The sequence below is a fragment of the Pseudomonas sp. S2_B07 genome (genome assembly GCF_054668435.1).
Window position 1 is genome coordinate 4,422,939 of record NZ_CP162769.1, and the last position, 14,923, is coordinate 4,437,861.

The following is a 14,923-nucleotide window of genomic DNA, read 5'->3' on the forward strand; positions in this document are numbered from 1 at the left end:
GCGGGCAAGCCCGCTCCCACAAGGTTATGTGTGAGCCAATATTCTGTGACCATCCGATAAACCTGTGGGAGCGGGCTTGCCCGCGATAGGGCCAGTAGCCGCACCACAAATCCGGAGGATCTACACTTTACGGATGACGGTTGCGCACTAAACCCGCAAAATGCAACGATTCCGGCAACTATCAACGGCATTGCCCGCGGGCCGTGTCGATAAAGCCATCGTTCCAATCAGACTGGGCCTGCTGACTCTATGCGAATGCGCCTTATGTTACTGGGCGGCGGAAATGCCCTTGGGCAGGCGCTGATTCGCCTCGGTGCGGAGGAAGACATCGGTTTCCTCGCCCCCCGCCCCCCGCAAGACGGCTGGGATGCCGCGAGCCTGACGCAACTGCTCGACGACACCCGCCCGGACGCGCTGATCAACCTCGCCTACTACTTCGACTGGTTTCAGGCGGAGACGGTCAGCGAAGGGCGTCTGGCCGGGCAGGAGCGCGCGGTCGAGCGTCTGGCCGAACTGTGCCAGCATCACAACATCGTGCTGCTGCAACCTTCGAGCTATCGAGTGTTCGATGGCTCCCGCGCCACCGCCTACAGCGAAAAAGACGAACCGGTGCCGCTGGGGCTACGCGGTCAGGCGCTGTGGCGCATCGAACAAAGCGTTCGCGCGACCTGCCCGCAGCACGTCTTGCTGCGTTTCGGCTGGCTGCTCGATGACAGCCCTGAAGGCACGCTCGGGCGTTTCCTTGCGCGGGCCGAAACCCCCGACGAACTGCTGCTGGCCGATGACCGCCGGGGCAACCCGACCCCGGTCGACGACGCGGCCCGGGTGATCATCTCGGTGCTCAAGCAACTCGATTGTGCAGCGCCGCTGTGGGGCACCTATCATTACGCCGGGCATGAGGCGACCACGCCGCTGGCACTGGGGCAGGCCATCCTGACCGAAGCACGCAGTCTGCATCCGCTGGCCATCGAAGCACCGACCGCCCAGGCTCACGCCGCGCGTCCGGATGCCGCCGAAGAGCCGCAGCACGCAGTGCTGGCCTGCAAGAAAATTTTGCACACGTTCGGGATCAAGCCTCGCGCCTGGCGCGCCGCGCTCCCGGGCTTACTGGACAGGTTTTATCGCCATGGCTGACGGACCCGTTTTAATCACCGGCGGCGCCGGTTTCATCGGCTCGCACCTGACCGACGCCTTGCTCGCCAAGGGCCATTCGGTGCGTATTCTCGATGACCTGTCCACTGGCAAACGCAGCAACCTGCCACTGGATAACCCCCACCTTGAATTGATCGTCGGCGACGTCGCCGATGCTGCGCTGGTGGCTCAGGCGATGCTCGGTTGCAGCGCGGTGGCGCACCTGGCCGCGGTGGCGTCGGTACAGGCCTCGGTGGATGATCCGGTGAAGACGCACCAGAGCAACTTCATCAGTTCGCTGAATGTCTGCGAAGCCATGCGCCAGGCTGGCGTCAAGCGCGTGCTGTTCGCCTCCAGTGCGGCGGTGTACGGCAACAATGGCGAAGGTGAGTCGATTGATGAAGACACCGCCAAAGCGCCGTTGACGCCGTACGCGTCGGACAAACTGGCGAGCGAGTACTACTTCGATTTCTACCGGCGCCAGCATGCACTGGAACCGGTGATCTTCCGCTTCTTCAACATCTTCGGCCCCCGACAGGACCCGTCCTCGCCGTATTCCGGGGTGATCAGCATTTTCAGCGAGCGGGCACAGAAAGGCCTGCCGATCACCGTGTTCGGCGATGGCGAACAAACGCGCGACTTCGTCTACGTCGAGGATCTGGTGGACCTGCTGGTGCAAGCCATCGAAAAACCACAGGTTGAAGTCGGCGCGGTGAATGTCGGCTGGAACCAGGCGACCAGCCTCAAGCAAATGCTCCAGGCGCTGGAAGCGGTGGTGGGCGAGTTGCCGCCGATCAGCTACGGCCCGGCGCGTTCTGGCGACATCCGCCATTCCCGGGCGAACAACCAGCGTTTGCTGCAGCGCTTCAGCTTTTGCGGGCAGACTCCGATGAGTGTTGGTTTGGCACGGCTGCTGGGACGCTGAGTTTTTTACAGCCACAAAAAAGGCGCCGGTTGAGGCGCCTTTTTTTATGGGGGCTTAGAACTTGTAACCCAGGCCAACCATGTAAACGAATGGGTCTACGTCAACATTGACCTTGGCACGTGTGCCAGGCGCCAGCGAGTCGTTTTCGACGGTCGCGCGGGTGTCGATGTCGATGTAGCGCATTTGGGCGTTGAGCAGGATTTTGTCGGTGATCATGTAGTCAGCACCAACCTGAAACGCCAGGCCCCATGAGTTTTCAGCCTCGAAATTGCTGAAGCCCTTGGCCTGGGCTTCGCTGCCGACGTGTTCGTCATAGATCACGGTGTAGTTGATACCGGCGCCGAGGTACGGCTGGAAATCCGACTTCGAGTCGAGCGGGTAGTACACGACGCTCAAGGTTGGCGGCAGGTGTTTCAGGGTGCCGAGTTTACCGTTGGCCGCGGAACCCAAAGAAGTGCCTTTGAGTTTCACCTCATGCTCGAACGGGGTAGCCGCCAGCAGCTCGATACCCCAGTGGGCGTCAATCATGTACGCGAAGTTCAGGCCCAGCTGCGTGTCGCTGTCCATGGTGGCTTTGCCACCCAGGTTGGTACCGGCCAGCGGGCCTTGGTCGACCTTGACGCTGGAGCTGTCGGCTTTCGGGTTGACGGTGATGGCACCGGCACGAATGAGGATGTCGCCAGCCTCGAAGGCATGGGCGAGCGGGGCTGTGAGCGCTAAGGCAAACAGCGAAGCGCTGAGCAAGGACTTGTGCATGGAGGGCTCCAAAGGACGTTAAAAATTTTCGATGTCCAATGGTACAAAGCGCTCTAATACGGTCTTTTGATTCAGCTCAATGAAACGGTGATGGGGTTGGTTTTTGTGTTGGCTCTGAGGGCCCCCTCGCGAGCAGGCTCACTCTTACAGGATTTAGGTGATCCCTGTAGGAGTGAGCCTGCTCGCGATAGCGATCTGTCAGATCACACATGACCACCGGATTCACTCCGGCAGTTCATACACATAAATCTTGTCCGCCTCCATCTGATACCCGGCATCCGCCAGCTCGCTGGTGGACGCCTTGACCTGCATCGCCCCCTCGATCCAGTACGGCTGATACAGCTCATCCAGCTTCACGCCGACTTCGCTTTTCACATGCACGATCTGGTTCGACGGCGGTGGCGGCACGTGGATGCAGGCGCCGAAATACGGCACTAACAGAAAGTCCGTGGTCCGCCCGTCTTCACTGACTTCCAGCGGCACGATGTAGCCCGGCAGGCGAATGTTCTGGCCATCCAGGCTCTTCACCACCGGCGCATTCGGCATGTCCTGCTTGGCGGCGGGTGCCGACTCGGCCGCCAGGGTGCTGCTCATCTGCGACAAGTCGTGCAGCGGCGTCATATTCGGCACTTCCGGCGCGGCGTCCGGCGGGATCATTTCTGACCAGGTCAGGTCTTTCGGCTCGGCCGCCCACAGGGGCAAGGCGACCAGCATTAGCAGCGCTAGTACGGCGCGGGGCATGTTCAACGTCCTCATAGTCGGATCGACAGGCCATCGGCCAACGATTGGCGATACGCGCGCCAGGCCGGCACGCTGCCCATCAGCAAAGCGGCGATCAGGATGCCACCGAGCAGCGTCCATTCATACTCGCTCGGCCACGCCAGCGGCAGGTACAAGCCGTAATTGGCTTGCACGTAGCCCTGGGCGGCGGCGATACACACATACAGCAACGCCACGCCGGCAATCACGCCGGCCAACGCCAACGCAAATGCCTCCAGCACCAGCAACGTTGCGATGTGCCACGGTCGGGCCCCCACCGAACGCAGAATCGCCATCTCCCGCCGACGTTCATTCAGGCTGGTGAGAATCGCCGTGAGCATGCCGATCAACCCGGTCAGCACCACGAACAGCGAGACCACGAACAAGGCTTTTTCCGCCGTGCTCATCAGGCTCCACAACTCTTGCAGTGCCACGCCGGGGAGGATCGCCAGCATCGGTTCACCGCGGAATTCGTTGATCTCGCGTTGCACCGCGAACGTCGAAATCTTGCTGTTGAGGCCGAGCATGAATGCGGTGATCGCTTGCGGCGTGAGGTCCATGTTGCGCGCCTGATCGGCACTGATCCGGCCTTCGCCTCGGGCCGGCACGCCGTTGTGCCAGTCGATGTGAATCGCCTCCATGCCGCCGAGGCTGATGTGCAACGTGCGGTCCACCGGGGTGCCGGTGCGCTTGAGGATGCCGACCACGGTGAACGGTTTGTCGTCGTGCTTGACCAGGCTGATCACCGCCACGCCGTGGGACAGCACCAGTTTGTCGCCGAGTTTGTAGTGCAGCGCGTCGGCGACTTCGGCACCGAGTACCACTTCGAAAGGATCGGTGGCGAAGGCGCGGCCGTCGGCCAGTTCCAGGTGTTGCTGATGGCCGTACTGGTAATGCTCGAAGTAGGCCTCGGTGGTGCCCATCACCCGATAGCCGCGATGGGAATCGCCGAGGGACATCGGAATCGCCCACTTCACTTTCGGGTTGTTGGCGAAGTGTTCGAAGCTGTCCCAGCGGATGTTGTTGGTGGCGTTGCCAATCCGGAACACCGAGTACAGCAACAGGTTCACCGACCCCGAACGCGCGCCGACGATCAGGTCGGTGCCGCTGATGGTGCTGGCGAAACTGGCTTTGGCTTCGGTGCGCACGCGCTCCACCGCCAACAGCAGGCACACCGACAGGGCGATGGCGAACGCGGTGAGAATCGCGGTGAAGCGCCGGTTAGCCAGACTGGCCATGGCTAGACGAAACAAATACATCTCAGACCTCGGACGGGGTGGCGGCGCGATTGAGTTCGGCCAGCGTCAGGTTGCGATCGAACAGCGGCGCCAGGCTCTGGTCATGGCTGACAAACAACAGGCTCGACCCGGCTTCACGGCATTCGGTGAACAACAGGCGAATGAAGTTTTCCCGAGCGTCGTAGTCCAGCGCCGACGTTGGTTCATCGGCGATGACCAGTTCTGGCTGACCAATCAGCGCTCGTGCAGCGGCCACGCGTTGTTGTTGACCGATGGACAGCGAGTCGGCGCGGCGGCTGAGGATGCTTTCATCCTTCAGGCCCAAATGGGCGAGGAGGGTGGCCGCGGCCTGATCGACACTGCCGTGGCGCTGTTTCGCCCGTTCGGCGCGTAATTTGGAGAAGTGGCAGGGCAGTTCAACGTTCTCGCGCACCGACAGGAACGGCAGCAAATTGAATTGCTGGAAGATGTAGCCGGTGTGGTCGACGCGGAAGCGGTCGCGGGCACCGGCACCGAGTTCGGTCAATTCCTGGCCAAGCAGGCGAATGCTGCCGCGATCAGGTTTCTGCACGCCACCGAGCAGGCCGAGCAGGGTGGTTTTGCCACTGCCGCTGGGGCCTTTGAGGAACAGGGTTTCGCCAGGCTCCAGGCGAAACGCCGGGATATCCAGCAACGGCGGGTGACCGGGCCAGCTGAAGCCCAGGTCGGACAGTTCGATGAGTGCTTGGGTCATAGCGCCGATTTCATGGGTGTTGATTTACCTGTGTGAGCGAGCTTGCTCGCGAGGGCGGTGTAACAGTCAATGCAGATGTTGAATGTTATGGCCTCATCGCGAGCAAGCTCGCTCCCACAGGGATCTTCGGTGGATTTAGAATTTCAGGGCGGGCGCCTTGGCGGTCACTTCAACACCTTGCTGCCCGCTCGGGCCGATCAGTTGTACCTGAATTTTCTGGGTGGCCGGGAACGTGTTGAAAATAGTCGCCAGGTCCAGGGTTTTCAGGGCGCCGGGCGCTGCACAGGTGAATTGATAGTGTGCGTGGATTTCGCTGTGATCGTGGTGATGTTCGTCCTTGGCATCTTCATCATGATCATCGTCGGCGTCCGGCTTGTCACCGAACAGCGGGCTCTCCAGTTCCTGCATGGCGACCACACAGCCAGCGGCTTTCGGCAGATTAAACAACGCCAGCGGTTTTTCCAGCTGGGCGCGGACGGCGGCGACCTTGGCTTTGTCGGCATCCGTGGTGGCTGCGTGTTCGAAGCCCACCAGGTTCATCGCCGGGCTTTCCAGTTCCAGCTCCAGGGTCTGGCCGTCCAGCGCTGCGTTCAAGCGACCGACGCCATGTTCATGGGCGCCAAGGCTGCCGTGCTCATGATCATGTTCATCGGCGGCGTGGGCGACGGCCAGCGGCAACAAGGCAAACGGCAAAGCGAGCAGCAGACGGCGCATGGCGGGTCTCCGAAAAGTAAAATGAATAATTTGTTATGTAATCTTATAACGTAAGTGCGAAGAGTTTGACCGCCTGCTTGGCGTTGCACAAGTCCCATGGGAGCATGCCGGTCAGAAATGTGCAGGAGCAGACCTATGTTGCGAATTCGCGGGAGCATCGGCGACTGGCCGGTGGATTTGACGCTGGAGATGGATGACGGTGACTGGGCGAAGCTCGGCGCGCAGTTGCAGGTGAGCAAGCCCGAGGCCAGTGTCGCCCCGGCCAAACCGGTGACTCAGGATGAGGCGTTGTGGCAGATCGCCAAGGACCTGCTGCGCAAGGCCGGGCAATTGAGCGGGCCGGATTTGCTCGATCAGCTGGAAGGGCTGACGGGTAGCGCGGTGTCGGGCAAGCGCCTGTTGGTGCGCTTGCGCCATAGCGCCGATGTGAAGGTGTCGAGCGGCGGGGATACGCCGCTCTATCGCTGGATCGAACCGGCTTAGTACAGCGCAGCAAACAGCTTGCGGCGGTACGTGGTCACCAGCGGATGGTCATTGCCCAGCAGTTCGAACACCTGCAGCAAGGTCTTGTGTGGCAGACCTTCGCTGTAGCTGCGATTGCGGATGAACAGCTTGAGCAACGCATCCAGCGCCGCGTCGTATTGCTGGCGAGCCAGTTGCTGAATCGCCAGTTGATACACCGCTTCATCGTCCTGCGGGTCTTTCGCCAGGCGCGCTTTCAGGTCTGCCGCATCCGGCAAATCCTTGGCCTGACCGAGAAACTGGATCTGCGCCTTGGCACCGGCCAGCGCCGCTTTGTGTTCATCGCTCTTGACCGCGTCGAGCACGGTTTGCGCTTCAGCCAATTCACCGCGCTCGGTGAGACAGCGGGCGTAGAGGATCAGTGCCTTGGCGTTGGTGTTGTCTTCGCCCAACAGCACTGTGAGCATCGCTTCGGCGTCGGCGAAACGGCTTCCGTCAAACAACACCTGGGCCTGTTCGAGCGGGTCGGCCGCTGCCGGTGGCGGCATCTGAACGTGGGGCTCAAGCATCGCCCGCACGGCGGATTCCGGTTGCGCACCGGCAAAGCCGTCGACCGGTTGACCGTCCTTGAACAGCACCACGGTGGGCAGGCTGCGAATGCCGAAACGGGCGACGATGTCTTGTTCCAGGTCGCAGTTGACCTTGGCCAGCAGCAATTCGCCCTGATAGCTTTCGGCAATGGTCTGCAGCAATGGCATCAGCACTTTGCAGGGCGCACACCATTCGGCCCAGAAATCCACCAGCACCGGCTTGTGGAAAGAGTTCTCGATCACCGACTGGTCGAAATCAGCAGTCGTGGCGTCGAAGATGTACGGCGTTTCCTGACTCATGGGGGATCTCTTGGAAGCGTGAATGGGGCAACTATACGGCTTGGCGGGGGGTGGCCGGAAGTCGGAGCACTGATCCTTCCCACGCAGAGTGTGGGAGCGATCATGTCCGGGTGGCGTGGTAAAGGCTCACATGCCGAAACTCTTCAGGTTCAGCCAGATCCGGCAGGGTCATCGCTTCCAGCATTTCAATGCGCTGATACAACGGGTGACGAAAATCCCGGACCCGCGAATCCGCCACCAGTGCCTCCTTGCCACGGGTCAAAAACTCATCGAGCAATGGCAGGTTCGCCCGGTCGTAGAGCACGTCGGCGACCAGAATCAGATCAAACCGGTCGGCCTCGGCGAAAAAGTCGGTCGAGTAGGTGAGCGGTACGTCATTGAGTTCGGCATTCGCCCGGCACGCGGCAATCGCCAGCGGGTCGAGGTCACAGGCCACCACTTCCAGCGCGCCGGCCTTCACGGCGGCAATCCCCGCCACCCCCGAACCGGCACCGAAATCCAGGACTCTCTTGCCTTTGACCCACTGCGGGAATTCGGCCAGATAACGCGCCACCGCCAGACCACTGGCCCAGCAGAAACTCCAGTAGGGCGGTTCATGCAGGATCCGTCGGGTTTCTTCGGGGCTGAACGCGCGGTCCATGTTGTCGCCGTCGATCAGCCAGAGTTTCAGGTCGGTCTCGGGCAATGCCACAGGCACAAGCTGCGCATCACCGAGCAGTTCACCCAAGGCCTGTTGCAGGTCGAGCGGTGCAATCATGGCGCTTTGACGAATTGCAGCTGACCCAGGGCCTGGGTGGTGGGCTGGGAAATGAACTGCGACGGCAGATGCAGAATCAGCTGACCGGACTGGCTGGCGCGGCCGCGCAGTTCAACGCGGGCACCGACCGGGAATGAGTCCGGGTTGAAGCGCAGGTGAAACGGCAGCGCTTGATTGGTGCCGATCAAGGTGGAACTGGCAAGCAATTGCTGTGGGCGATCCTTTTCATCGATCACCAGCAGCGCCAGTTCGACTTCGGCGCCGGCCGGCACGCCTTGCAAGGTGCCGCTCAATTCACGCTGGTACGCGGGCAGCGGCCCAAGATTGGCCGACTCCTGGGCTTTTTTCTGCGCTGCCTGCGGGGCGGGCCCTGGCGTCGGTGGCTGGGGCTTGGGCGCATCGCTGCTGCAGGCCACCAGCAGGCTGAAAAGACTGAGCAAAACGAGCGGTCTTAAGGACATTTACGGCTCCAGCAAGGTGAAATCCATGGATCAAGCTCTATAGGCGTCTGTATACCGTAAACCCTATGGCTTGTCTTGCCACCGGGATGCGCTACCATGGCCCTCCCTTTTTTTGTTGCCTGCCACCATGCACTGTCCCTTCTGCGGTGCCAACGACACCAAGGTCATCGACTCGCGTCTGGTCGCCGAGGGCGAACAGGTGCGCCGCCGGCGTGAATGCCTGGCCTGCGGCGAGCGTTTCACGACGTTCGAGACCGCCGAACTGGTGTTGCCGCGCCTGATCAAAACCGACGGCAGCCGTCAGCCCTTCGACGAAGAAAAACTGCGTGCCGGCATGCAGCGAGCGCTGGAGAAGCGCCCGGTGAGTGTCGAGCGCCTCGAATCGTCGCTGGTACACATCAAACACAAACTGCGCGCCACCGGCGAGCGCGAGGTCAAATCCCTCGTGGTCGGTGAACTGGTGATGGCCGAGCTGCAGAAGCTCGACGAAGTCGCCTATATCCGCTTCGCTTCGGTGTATCGCCGCTTCCAGGACCTCAACGAGTTCCGCGAAGAGATCGATCGCCTGGCCCGTGAGCCGGTGAAAGAATGAATACGCCCGCCGAACACGCCATCCTCGACGCTCATTACATGGCCCGCGCGCTGGAACTGGCGCGCAAGGGTCATTACACGACGCACCCCAACCCTCGGGTGGGCTGCGTGATTGTGCGGGACGGGCAGATTGTCGGCGAAGGCTGGCACGTGCGCGCCGGCGAGCCGCATGCCGAAGTCCATGCCCTGCGCGCCGCTGGCGACAAGGCCCGTGGCGCTACGGCCTACGTAACCCTTGAGCCCTGCAGCCACCACGGCCGCACGCCGCCCTGCGCCGATGCGCTGGTGAATGCCGGGGTCGCCCGGGTGGTCGCGGCGATGCAGGACCCGAACCCGGAAGTCGCGGGTCGCGGTCTGCAACGCCTGGCCCAGGCCGGAATTGCCACCGAAAGCGGCGTGCTGGAAGGCGAGGCGCGCAAGCTCAATCAGGGCTTCCTCAAACGCATGGAACACGGCTTGCCGTTCGTGCGCGTCAAGTTGGCCATGAGCCTGGACGGCCGCACCGCGATGGAAAGTGGCGAAAGCCAATGGATCACCGGTCCGGCCGCGCGTTCGGCGGTGCAACGCCTGCGCGCCCAGGCCAGCGTCGTGCTGACCGGCGCCGACACGGTGCTGGCGGACAACGCCCGGTTGACCGTGCGCGCTGACGAATTAGGCCTGGATGCGGAGCAAACCGCTTTGGCCATGAGCCGTCCGCCGCTGCGCGTGTTGGTCGACGGTCGCCTGCGGGTGCCGCTGAATGCGCCGTTTTTCAAGGCTGGCCCGGCGTTGGTCGCCACTTGCGTTGCGGTAGAGGAGCAGTACGCCAATGGCCCTGAATGCCTGATCGTGCCTGGCGTTGACGGTCAGGTTGATCTGCGCCAACTGCTGGTCGTGCTCGCCGCCCGTGACGTCAACGAGGTGCTGGTCGAAGCCGGGCCGCGTCTGGCCGGTGCTTTCGCGCAGCAAGGCCTGGTGGATGAATTCCAGATTTTCATCGCCGGCAAGTTCCTCGGTTCTTCGGCGCGGCCGCTGCTCGACTGGCCGCTCGCGCAAATGAAGGATGCTCCCGAACTTAAAATCACCGAAATTCGCGCGGTTGGCGATGACTGGCGGGTCACTGCCATTCCTTCGCCAGTAGCGAGCGTATAATTCCCGGCCATCGCTACAGCGCTGGCTTTGTTCTCGAGGAGAACCTCATGTTTACCGGCATCATCGAATCCATCGGCAGTATTCGTGCATTGACCCCAAAGGGCGGTGATGTGCGGGTCCACGTAGAAACCGGCAAGCTCGACCTGAGCGACGTCAAACTGGGCGACAGCATCGCGGTCAACGGCGTGTGCCTGACCGCGGTAGAACTGCCGGGCAACGGCTTTGCCGCCGACGTCAGCCGCGAAACCCTCGACTGCACCGCCATGAACGACCTCAAGAGCGGCAGTCCGGTGAACCTGGAAAAAGCCCTGACCCCGACCACTCGCCTCGGCGGGCATCTGGTCAGCGGTCATGTCGATGGCGTGGGCGAAGTGGTTGCCCGTACCGAAAACGCGCGTGCCGTGGAATTCCGCATCCGCGCGCCGAAAGAACTGGCCAAGTACATCGCCCATAAAGGCTCGATTACTGTCGACGGCACCAGCCTGACCGTGAACGCGGTCGATGGCGCCGAGTTCATGCTGACGATCATTCCGCACACCCTGAGCGAAACCATCATGGCGTCGTACCAGCCAGGTCGCCGGGTAAACCTGGAAGTCGACTTGCTGGCGCGTTATCTGGAGCGTCTGTTGCTGGGTGACAAGGCCGCAGAGTCGACTGCCGGCAGCACCATTACCGAAAGCTTTCTGGCCGCCAACGGCTACCTCAAATCCTGACTCAAGGGGGTGCCTTGTGGCGCTCAATAGCATCGAAGAACTGGTTGAAGACATCCGCCAAGGCAAGATGGTCATCCTCATGGATGACGAAGACCGCGAGAACGAAGGCGACCTGATCATGGCCGCCGAGTGCTGCAAGCCCGAGCACATCAACTTCATGGCCAAGCACGCCCGTGGCCTGATCTGCATGCCGATGAGCCGCGAGCGCTGCGAACTGCTGAAGCTGCCATTGATGGCGCCACGCAACGGTTCCGGCTTCGGCACCAAGTTCACCGTGTCGATCGAAGCGGCTGAAGGCGTGACCACCGGCATCTCCGCCGCCGACCGCGCACGCACCGTGCAAGCGGCCGCAGCCAAAGACGCCAAGGCTGAAGACATCGTCAGCCCCGGCCACATCTTCCCGCTGATGGCCCAGGCCGGCGGCACCCTGGCTCGCGCAGGCCATACTGAAGCCGCTTGCGACCTGGCACGCATGGCCGGTTTCGAGCCGAGCGGTGTGATCTGCGAAGTGATGAACGACGACGGCACCATGTCCCGTCGCGCTGAACTGGAAGCTTTCGCCGCTGAACACGGCATCAAGATCGGCACCATCGCCGACCTGATTCACTACCGGATGATCCACGAACGTACCGTTCAGCGGATTGCCGAGCAGCCACTGGACAGCGAACTGGGCCAATTCAACCTGGTGACCTATCGTGATTCCGTGGAAGGCGACGTGCACATGGCCCTGACGCTGGGCAATGTGTGTGCCGAAGAACCGACCCTGGTTCGCGTGCACAACATGGACCCGCTGCGCGACCTGCTGATGGTCAAGCAACCAGGCCGCTGGAGCCTGCGCGCCGCCATGGCTGCGGTTGCCGAGGCTGGCAGCGGTGTGGTGCTGTTGCTCGGTCACCCGCTCGATGGCGACGTGTTGCTGGCGCACATTCGCGAAACCGCCGACCAGGCGGCCGTGAAAAAACCGACCACCTACAGCATCGTCGGTGCCGGTTCGCAGATCCTTCGGGACCTGGGCGTACGCAAAATGCGCCTGATGAGTGCGCCAATGAAATTTAATGCGATATCCGGTTTCGATCTGGAAGTTGTAGAATACGTGCCCTCCGAATAATGACCGGTTGTTTCCAGTCTTTGATTCGCGGCTAACAAATCACTGAGGGACGCGTAGAAAGCGCGTCCCGGCTCTTTAAGAGATCTAACGAATGACCCTGAAGACCATCGAAGGTACCTTCATCGCCCCTAAAGGCCGCTACGCTTTGGTAGTGGGCCGTTTCAACAGCTTCGTCGTTGAAAGTCTGGTCAGCGGTGCAGTGGATGCCCTGGTTCGCCACGGCGTAAGCGAAAGCGACATCACCATCATCCGCGCACCTGGCGCCTTCGAAATTCCGCTGGTTGCGCAGAAAGTCGCTCAAAAAGGCGAGTACGCGGCAATCATCGCCCTGGGCGCGGTCATTCGTGGCGGCACTCCGCACTTCGAATACGTGGCAGGCGAATGCACCAAGGGCCTGGCCCAGGTGTCCATGGAGTTCGGCGTTCCGGTCGCTTTCGGCGTGCTGACCGTTGATTCCATCGAGCAAGCCATCGAACGTTCCGGCACCAAGGCCGGTAACAAAGGTGCCGAAGCAGCCCTGTCCGCTCTGGAAATGGTCAGCCTGCTGGCGCAGTTGGAGGCCAAGTGATTAGCGACGATAGCGATCGTTTCAACCCGCGCGATCCAAAGCCTGCGGATGCCGGCAAGCCATCGAAAAGCGTCAAGCGTCGCGAAGCCCGTCAGCTCGCGACCCAGGCGCTGTACCAATGGCACATGGCCAAGCAGTCTTTGAGCGAGATCGAAGCGCAGTTCCGGGTCGATAACGATTTCAGTGATGTCGACGGTGCCTACTTCCGCGAAATCCTTCACGGGGTTCCGGCGAAGAAGGACAAGATCGATGCAGCCCTGACGCCTTGCCTGGACATCACCATCGAAGAGCTGGATCCGGTTGAACTGGCCGTTCTGCGCCTGTCCACCTGGGAACTGCTCGAGCGTGTCGACGTTCCTTACCGCGTTGTGATCAACGAAGGTATCGAACTGGCGAAAGTCTTCGGTTCCACCGACGGCCACAAGTTCGTCAACGGTGTACTCGACAAGCTGGCCCCACGTCTGCGTGAAGCTGAAGTGAAGGCGTTCAAGCGCTGATTTGCGCTTGATATCGCGATGGGCGAGTTTGAGCTGATCCGCAATTTTTTCGCCGCCGCGCCCTGTGCGCAAGGCGGCGAAGGCGTTGCCCTCGGGATCGGCGATGACTGCGCCTTGCTGGCTGTTCCCCCCGGGGAGCAGTTGGCCATTTCCACCGACACCCTGGTGGCCGGTGTGCATTTCGCAGACCCCTGCGACCCGTTTTTGCTCGGTCAGCGCTCGCTGGCTGTGGCCGTCAGTGACCTGGCTGCCATGGGCGCCACCCCCATTGCCTTTACCCTTGCCCTGACCTTGCCGACGGTGACCGCCGATTGGCTGGAGGCGTACTCCCGTGGTTTGAACCTGATGGCGCGACGCTGCGGCGTGGCGCTGGTGGGCGGCGATACCACCCGAGGGCCGCTGAGCCTGACCATGACCGTGTTCGGTCGTGTGCCGGCCGCTCAGGCGCTGACCCGTAGCGGCGCGCAGCCCGGCGATTTGTTGTGCGTGGGTGGCGAGTTGGGCAATGCGGCCGGGGCTTTGCCACTGGTGTTGGGGCAGCGAATGGCTGACGCCGCCGTTGCCGAGCCGCTGCTGGCGCATTACTGGTCACCGCAGCCGCAACTGGCGCTGGGTCAGGCTCTGCGTGGTAAGGCCACCTCGGCGCTGGACATCTCCGACGGCCTGCTCGCCGACTGCGGTCACATCGCGCTGGCGTCGAAGGTCGGCATTCAGCTTGAGCGGAGTAAGCTGCCCGTGTCGGCTGCGTTAGTGGCCTTTCTCGGTCAATCCGCTGCCGAAACCGCAGCCCTCAGCGGCGGCGATGATTATGTGCTCGCCTTCACCCTACCGTCCGTCGAGTTGCCGGCATTGCTGGCAGAAGGCTGGCCAATCCATGTGGTCGGGTGTGTCGTGACGGGGCAGGGCGTGGCGCTGCTGGATGCCGATGGACAAGACATCACCCCGCAAACCCGGGGCTATCAACATTTTCGGGAGACACCGTGACAGATCATCCCAAACAGGTCCCGGCGGAGTTCGTACCGCCTTCGGTCTGGCGCAATCCCTGGCATTTCCTGGCGTTCGGCTTCGGCTCGGGAACCCTTCCGAAGGCACCGGGCACCTGGGGTTCGTTAGTTGCGCTACCCTTTATCCCGTTGTGGCAAATGATGCCCGATTGGGCCTACTGGCTGATGCTGGGCATCACCATGCTGTTCGGCTTCTGGCTGTGCGGCAAGGTGGCCGACGATTTGCGCGTGCATGACCACGAGGGCATCGTCTGGGATGAAATGGTCGGGATGTGGATCACCCTGTGGCTGGTGCCGGAAGGTTGGTACTGGTTGCTGGCGGGTTTCCTGATGTTCCGCTTCTTTGACATTCTCAAGCCGTGGCCGATTCGCTGGATCGACCGGCATGTCCATGGCGGCGTCGGGATCATGCTCGACGACGTGCTGGCCGGTGTATTTGCGTGGTTGGCGATGCAAGGGTTGGTAAGGATTCTCGCCTGACGGGC

The 14,923-nt window shown here is 61.8% G+C and carries 19 protein-coding genes; 11 read left to right on the plus strand and 8 right to left on the minus strand.

The window, feature by feature from the left end; translation table 11 throughout:
* The first annotated feature begins 249 nt into the window (after window positions 1-249).
* Both AB4N43_RS20290 and AB4N43_RS20295 read left to right on the plus strand, forming a co-directional pair.
* The gene (locus tag AB4N43_RS20290; RefSeq protein WP_027924353.1) at window positions 250-1,134 is read left to right on the plus strand and encodes a sugar nucleotide-binding protein; all 885 of its coding nucleotides are present in this window, start codon (window positions 250-252) and stop codon (window positions 1,132-1,134) included.
* Complete coding sequence (locus tag AB4N43_RS20295) at window positions 1,127-2,056, plus strand: NAD-dependent epimerase/dehydratase family protein (RefSeq protein WP_027924352.1); 930 nt, start codon at window positions 1,127-1,129, stop codon at window positions 2,054-2,056. Before AB4N43_RS20290 ends, AB4N43_RS20295 begins: the two co-directional genes overlap by 8 nt.
* A 54-nt stretch (window positions 2,057-2,110) precedes the next feature.
* Here AB4N43_RS20295 and AB4N43_RS20300 read toward each other — a convergent pair whose 3' ends face one another.
* The 5 genes from AB4N43_RS20300 to AB4N43_RS20320 form a co-directional block, all read right to left on the minus strand.
* Window positions 2,111-2,812 carry an OmpW/AlkL family protein gene (locus tag AB4N43_RS20300; RefSeq protein WP_059182092.1) on the minus strand — a complete coding sequence of 234 codons (702 nt, stop codon included), beginning with the start codon at window positions 2,810-2,812 and terminating at the stop codon, window positions 2,111-2,113.
* 222 nt (window positions 2,813-3,034) lie between these two features.
* Window positions 3,035-3,553, minus strand: a complete 519-nt coding sequence (locus AB4N43_RS20305) for a DUF3299 domain-containing protein (RefSeq protein ID WP_027924350.1) — start codon at window positions 3,551-3,553, stop codon at window positions 3,035-3,037.
* Window positions 3,554-3,564: 11 nt separating this feature from the next.
* Window positions 3,565-4,830: an ABC transporter permease gene (locus tag AB4N43_RS20310; protein WP_027924349.1), complete on the minus strand. Its 1,266-nt coding sequence runs from the start codon at window positions 4,828-4,830 to the stop codon at window positions 3,565-3,567.
* A gap of 1 nt (window position 4,831) precedes the next feature.
* Window positions 4,832-5,542 carry an ABC transporter ATP-binding protein gene (locus AB4N43_RS20315; protein WP_460151890.1) on the minus strand — a complete coding sequence of 237 codons (711 nt, stop codon included), beginning with the start codon at window positions 5,540-5,542 and terminating at the stop codon, window positions 4,832-4,834.
* Between the two features lie 135 nt (window positions 5,543-5,677).
* On the minus strand, window positions 5,678-6,256 hold the full coding sequence (locus AB4N43_RS20320) for a DUF2796 domain-containing protein (protein WP_027924347.1): 579 nt from the start codon (window positions 6,254-6,256) through the stop codon (window positions 5,678-5,680).
* A 135-nt stretch (window positions 6,257-6,391) separates the two neighbouring features.
* Here AB4N43_RS20320 and AB4N43_RS20325 point away from each other — a divergent pair, with 135 nt between their 5' ends.
* Window positions 6,392-6,739, plus strand: a complete 348-nt coding sequence (locus tag AB4N43_RS20325; RefSeq protein WP_027924346.1) for a hypothetical protein — start codon at window positions 6,392-6,394, stop codon at window positions 6,737-6,739.
* On the opposite strand, the gene trxA is transcribed toward AB4N43_RS20325, so the two are convergent.
* The 3 genes from trxA to AB4N43_RS20340 all read right to left on the minus strand — a co-directional run bounded on the left by trxA (window position 6,736) and on the right by AB4N43_RS20340 (window position 8,826).
* Window positions 6,736-7,608 carry a thioredoxin gene (gene trxA, locus AB4N43_RS20330; protein WP_460151891.1) on the minus strand — a complete coding sequence of 291 codons (873 nt, stop codon included), beginning with the start codon at window positions 7,606-7,608 and terminating at the stop codon, window positions 6,736-6,738. The genes AB4N43_RS20325 and trxA overlap by 4 nt on opposite strands.
* A 100-nt stretch (window positions 7,609-7,708) precedes the next feature.
* Window positions 7,709-8,365, minus strand: coding sequence for a class I SAM-dependent methyltransferase (locus AB4N43_RS20335; RefSeq protein ID WP_027924344.1), 657 nt, complete (start codon window positions 8,363-8,365; stop codon window positions 7,709-7,711).
* On the minus strand, window positions 8,362-8,826 hold the full coding sequence (locus AB4N43_RS20340) for a YbaY family lipoprotein (RefSeq protein ID WP_027924343.1): 465 nt from the start codon (window positions 8,824-8,826) through the stop codon (window positions 8,362-8,364). Before AB4N43_RS20340 ends, AB4N43_RS20335 begins: the two co-directional genes overlap by 4 nt.
* A 127-nt stretch (window positions 8,827-8,953) precedes the next feature.
* Between AB4N43_RS20340 and nrdR the strand changes: the two genes are divergently transcribed.
* From nrdR to AB4N43_RS20380, 8 genes are all read left to right on the plus strand, one after another.
* On the plus strand, window positions 8,954-9,418 hold the full coding sequence (nrdR, locus tag AB4N43_RS20345; protein ID WP_003228656.1) for a transcriptional regulator NrdR: 465 nt from the start codon (window positions 8,954-8,956) through the stop codon (window positions 9,416-9,418).
* Window positions 9,415-10,548 (plus strand): bifunctional diaminohydroxyphosphoribosylaminopyrimidine deaminase/5-amino-6-(5-phosphoribosylamino)uracil reductase RibD, encoded by a 1,134-nt coding sequence (gene ribD / locus AB4N43_RS20350; RefSeq protein ID WP_027924342.1) that lies wholly within the window; start codon window positions 9,415-9,417, stop codon window positions 10,546-10,548. The genes nrdR and ribD overlap by 4 nt, the downstream gene beginning before the upstream one ends.
* 47 nt (window positions 10,549-10,595) lie before the next feature.
* On the plus strand, window positions 10,596-11,261 hold the full coding sequence (locus tag AB4N43_RS20355; RefSeq protein WP_027924341.1) for a riboflavin synthase: 666 nt from the start codon (window positions 10,596-10,598) through the stop codon (window positions 11,259-11,261).
* A 16-nt stretch (window positions 11,262-11,277) separates the two neighbouring features.
* The gene (ribBA, locus tag AB4N43_RS20360) at window positions 11,278-12,369 is read left to right on the plus strand and encodes a bifunctional 3,4-dihydroxy-2-butanone-4-phosphate synthase/GTP cyclohydrolase II (RefSeq protein WP_027924340.1); all 1,092 of its coding nucleotides are present in this window, start codon (window positions 11,278-11,280) and stop codon (window positions 12,367-12,369) included.
* 91 nt (window positions 12,370-12,460) lie between these two features.
* Window positions 12,461-12,937 carry a 6,7-dimethyl-8-ribityllumazine synthase gene (gene ribH / locus AB4N43_RS20365; protein WP_003185938.1) on the plus strand — a complete coding sequence of 159 codons (477 nt, stop codon included), beginning with the start codon at window positions 12,461-12,463 and terminating at the stop codon, window positions 12,935-12,937.
* Window positions 12,934-13,434 (plus strand): transcription antitermination factor NusB, encoded by a 501-nt coding sequence (gene nusB / locus AB4N43_RS20370; protein ID WP_027924339.1) that lies wholly within the window; start codon window positions 12,934-12,936, stop codon window positions 13,432-13,434. Before ribH ends, nusB begins: the two co-directional genes overlap by 4 nt.
* 18 nt (window positions 13,435-13,452) lie before the next feature.
* Window positions 13,453-14,418 (plus strand): thiamine-phosphate kinase, encoded by a 966-nt coding sequence (gene thiL / locus AB4N43_RS20375; protein ID WP_027924338.1) that lies wholly within the window; start codon window positions 13,453-13,455, stop codon window positions 14,416-14,418.
* Window positions 14,415-14,918 (plus strand): phosphatidylglycerophosphatase A family protein, encoded by a 504-nt coding sequence (locus AB4N43_RS20380; protein WP_027924337.1) that lies wholly within the window; start codon window positions 14,415-14,417, stop codon window positions 14,916-14,918. The genes thiL and AB4N43_RS20380 overlap by 4 nt, the downstream gene beginning before the upstream one ends.
* The last annotated feature ends 5 nt before the right edge of the window (window positions 14,919-14,923 follow it).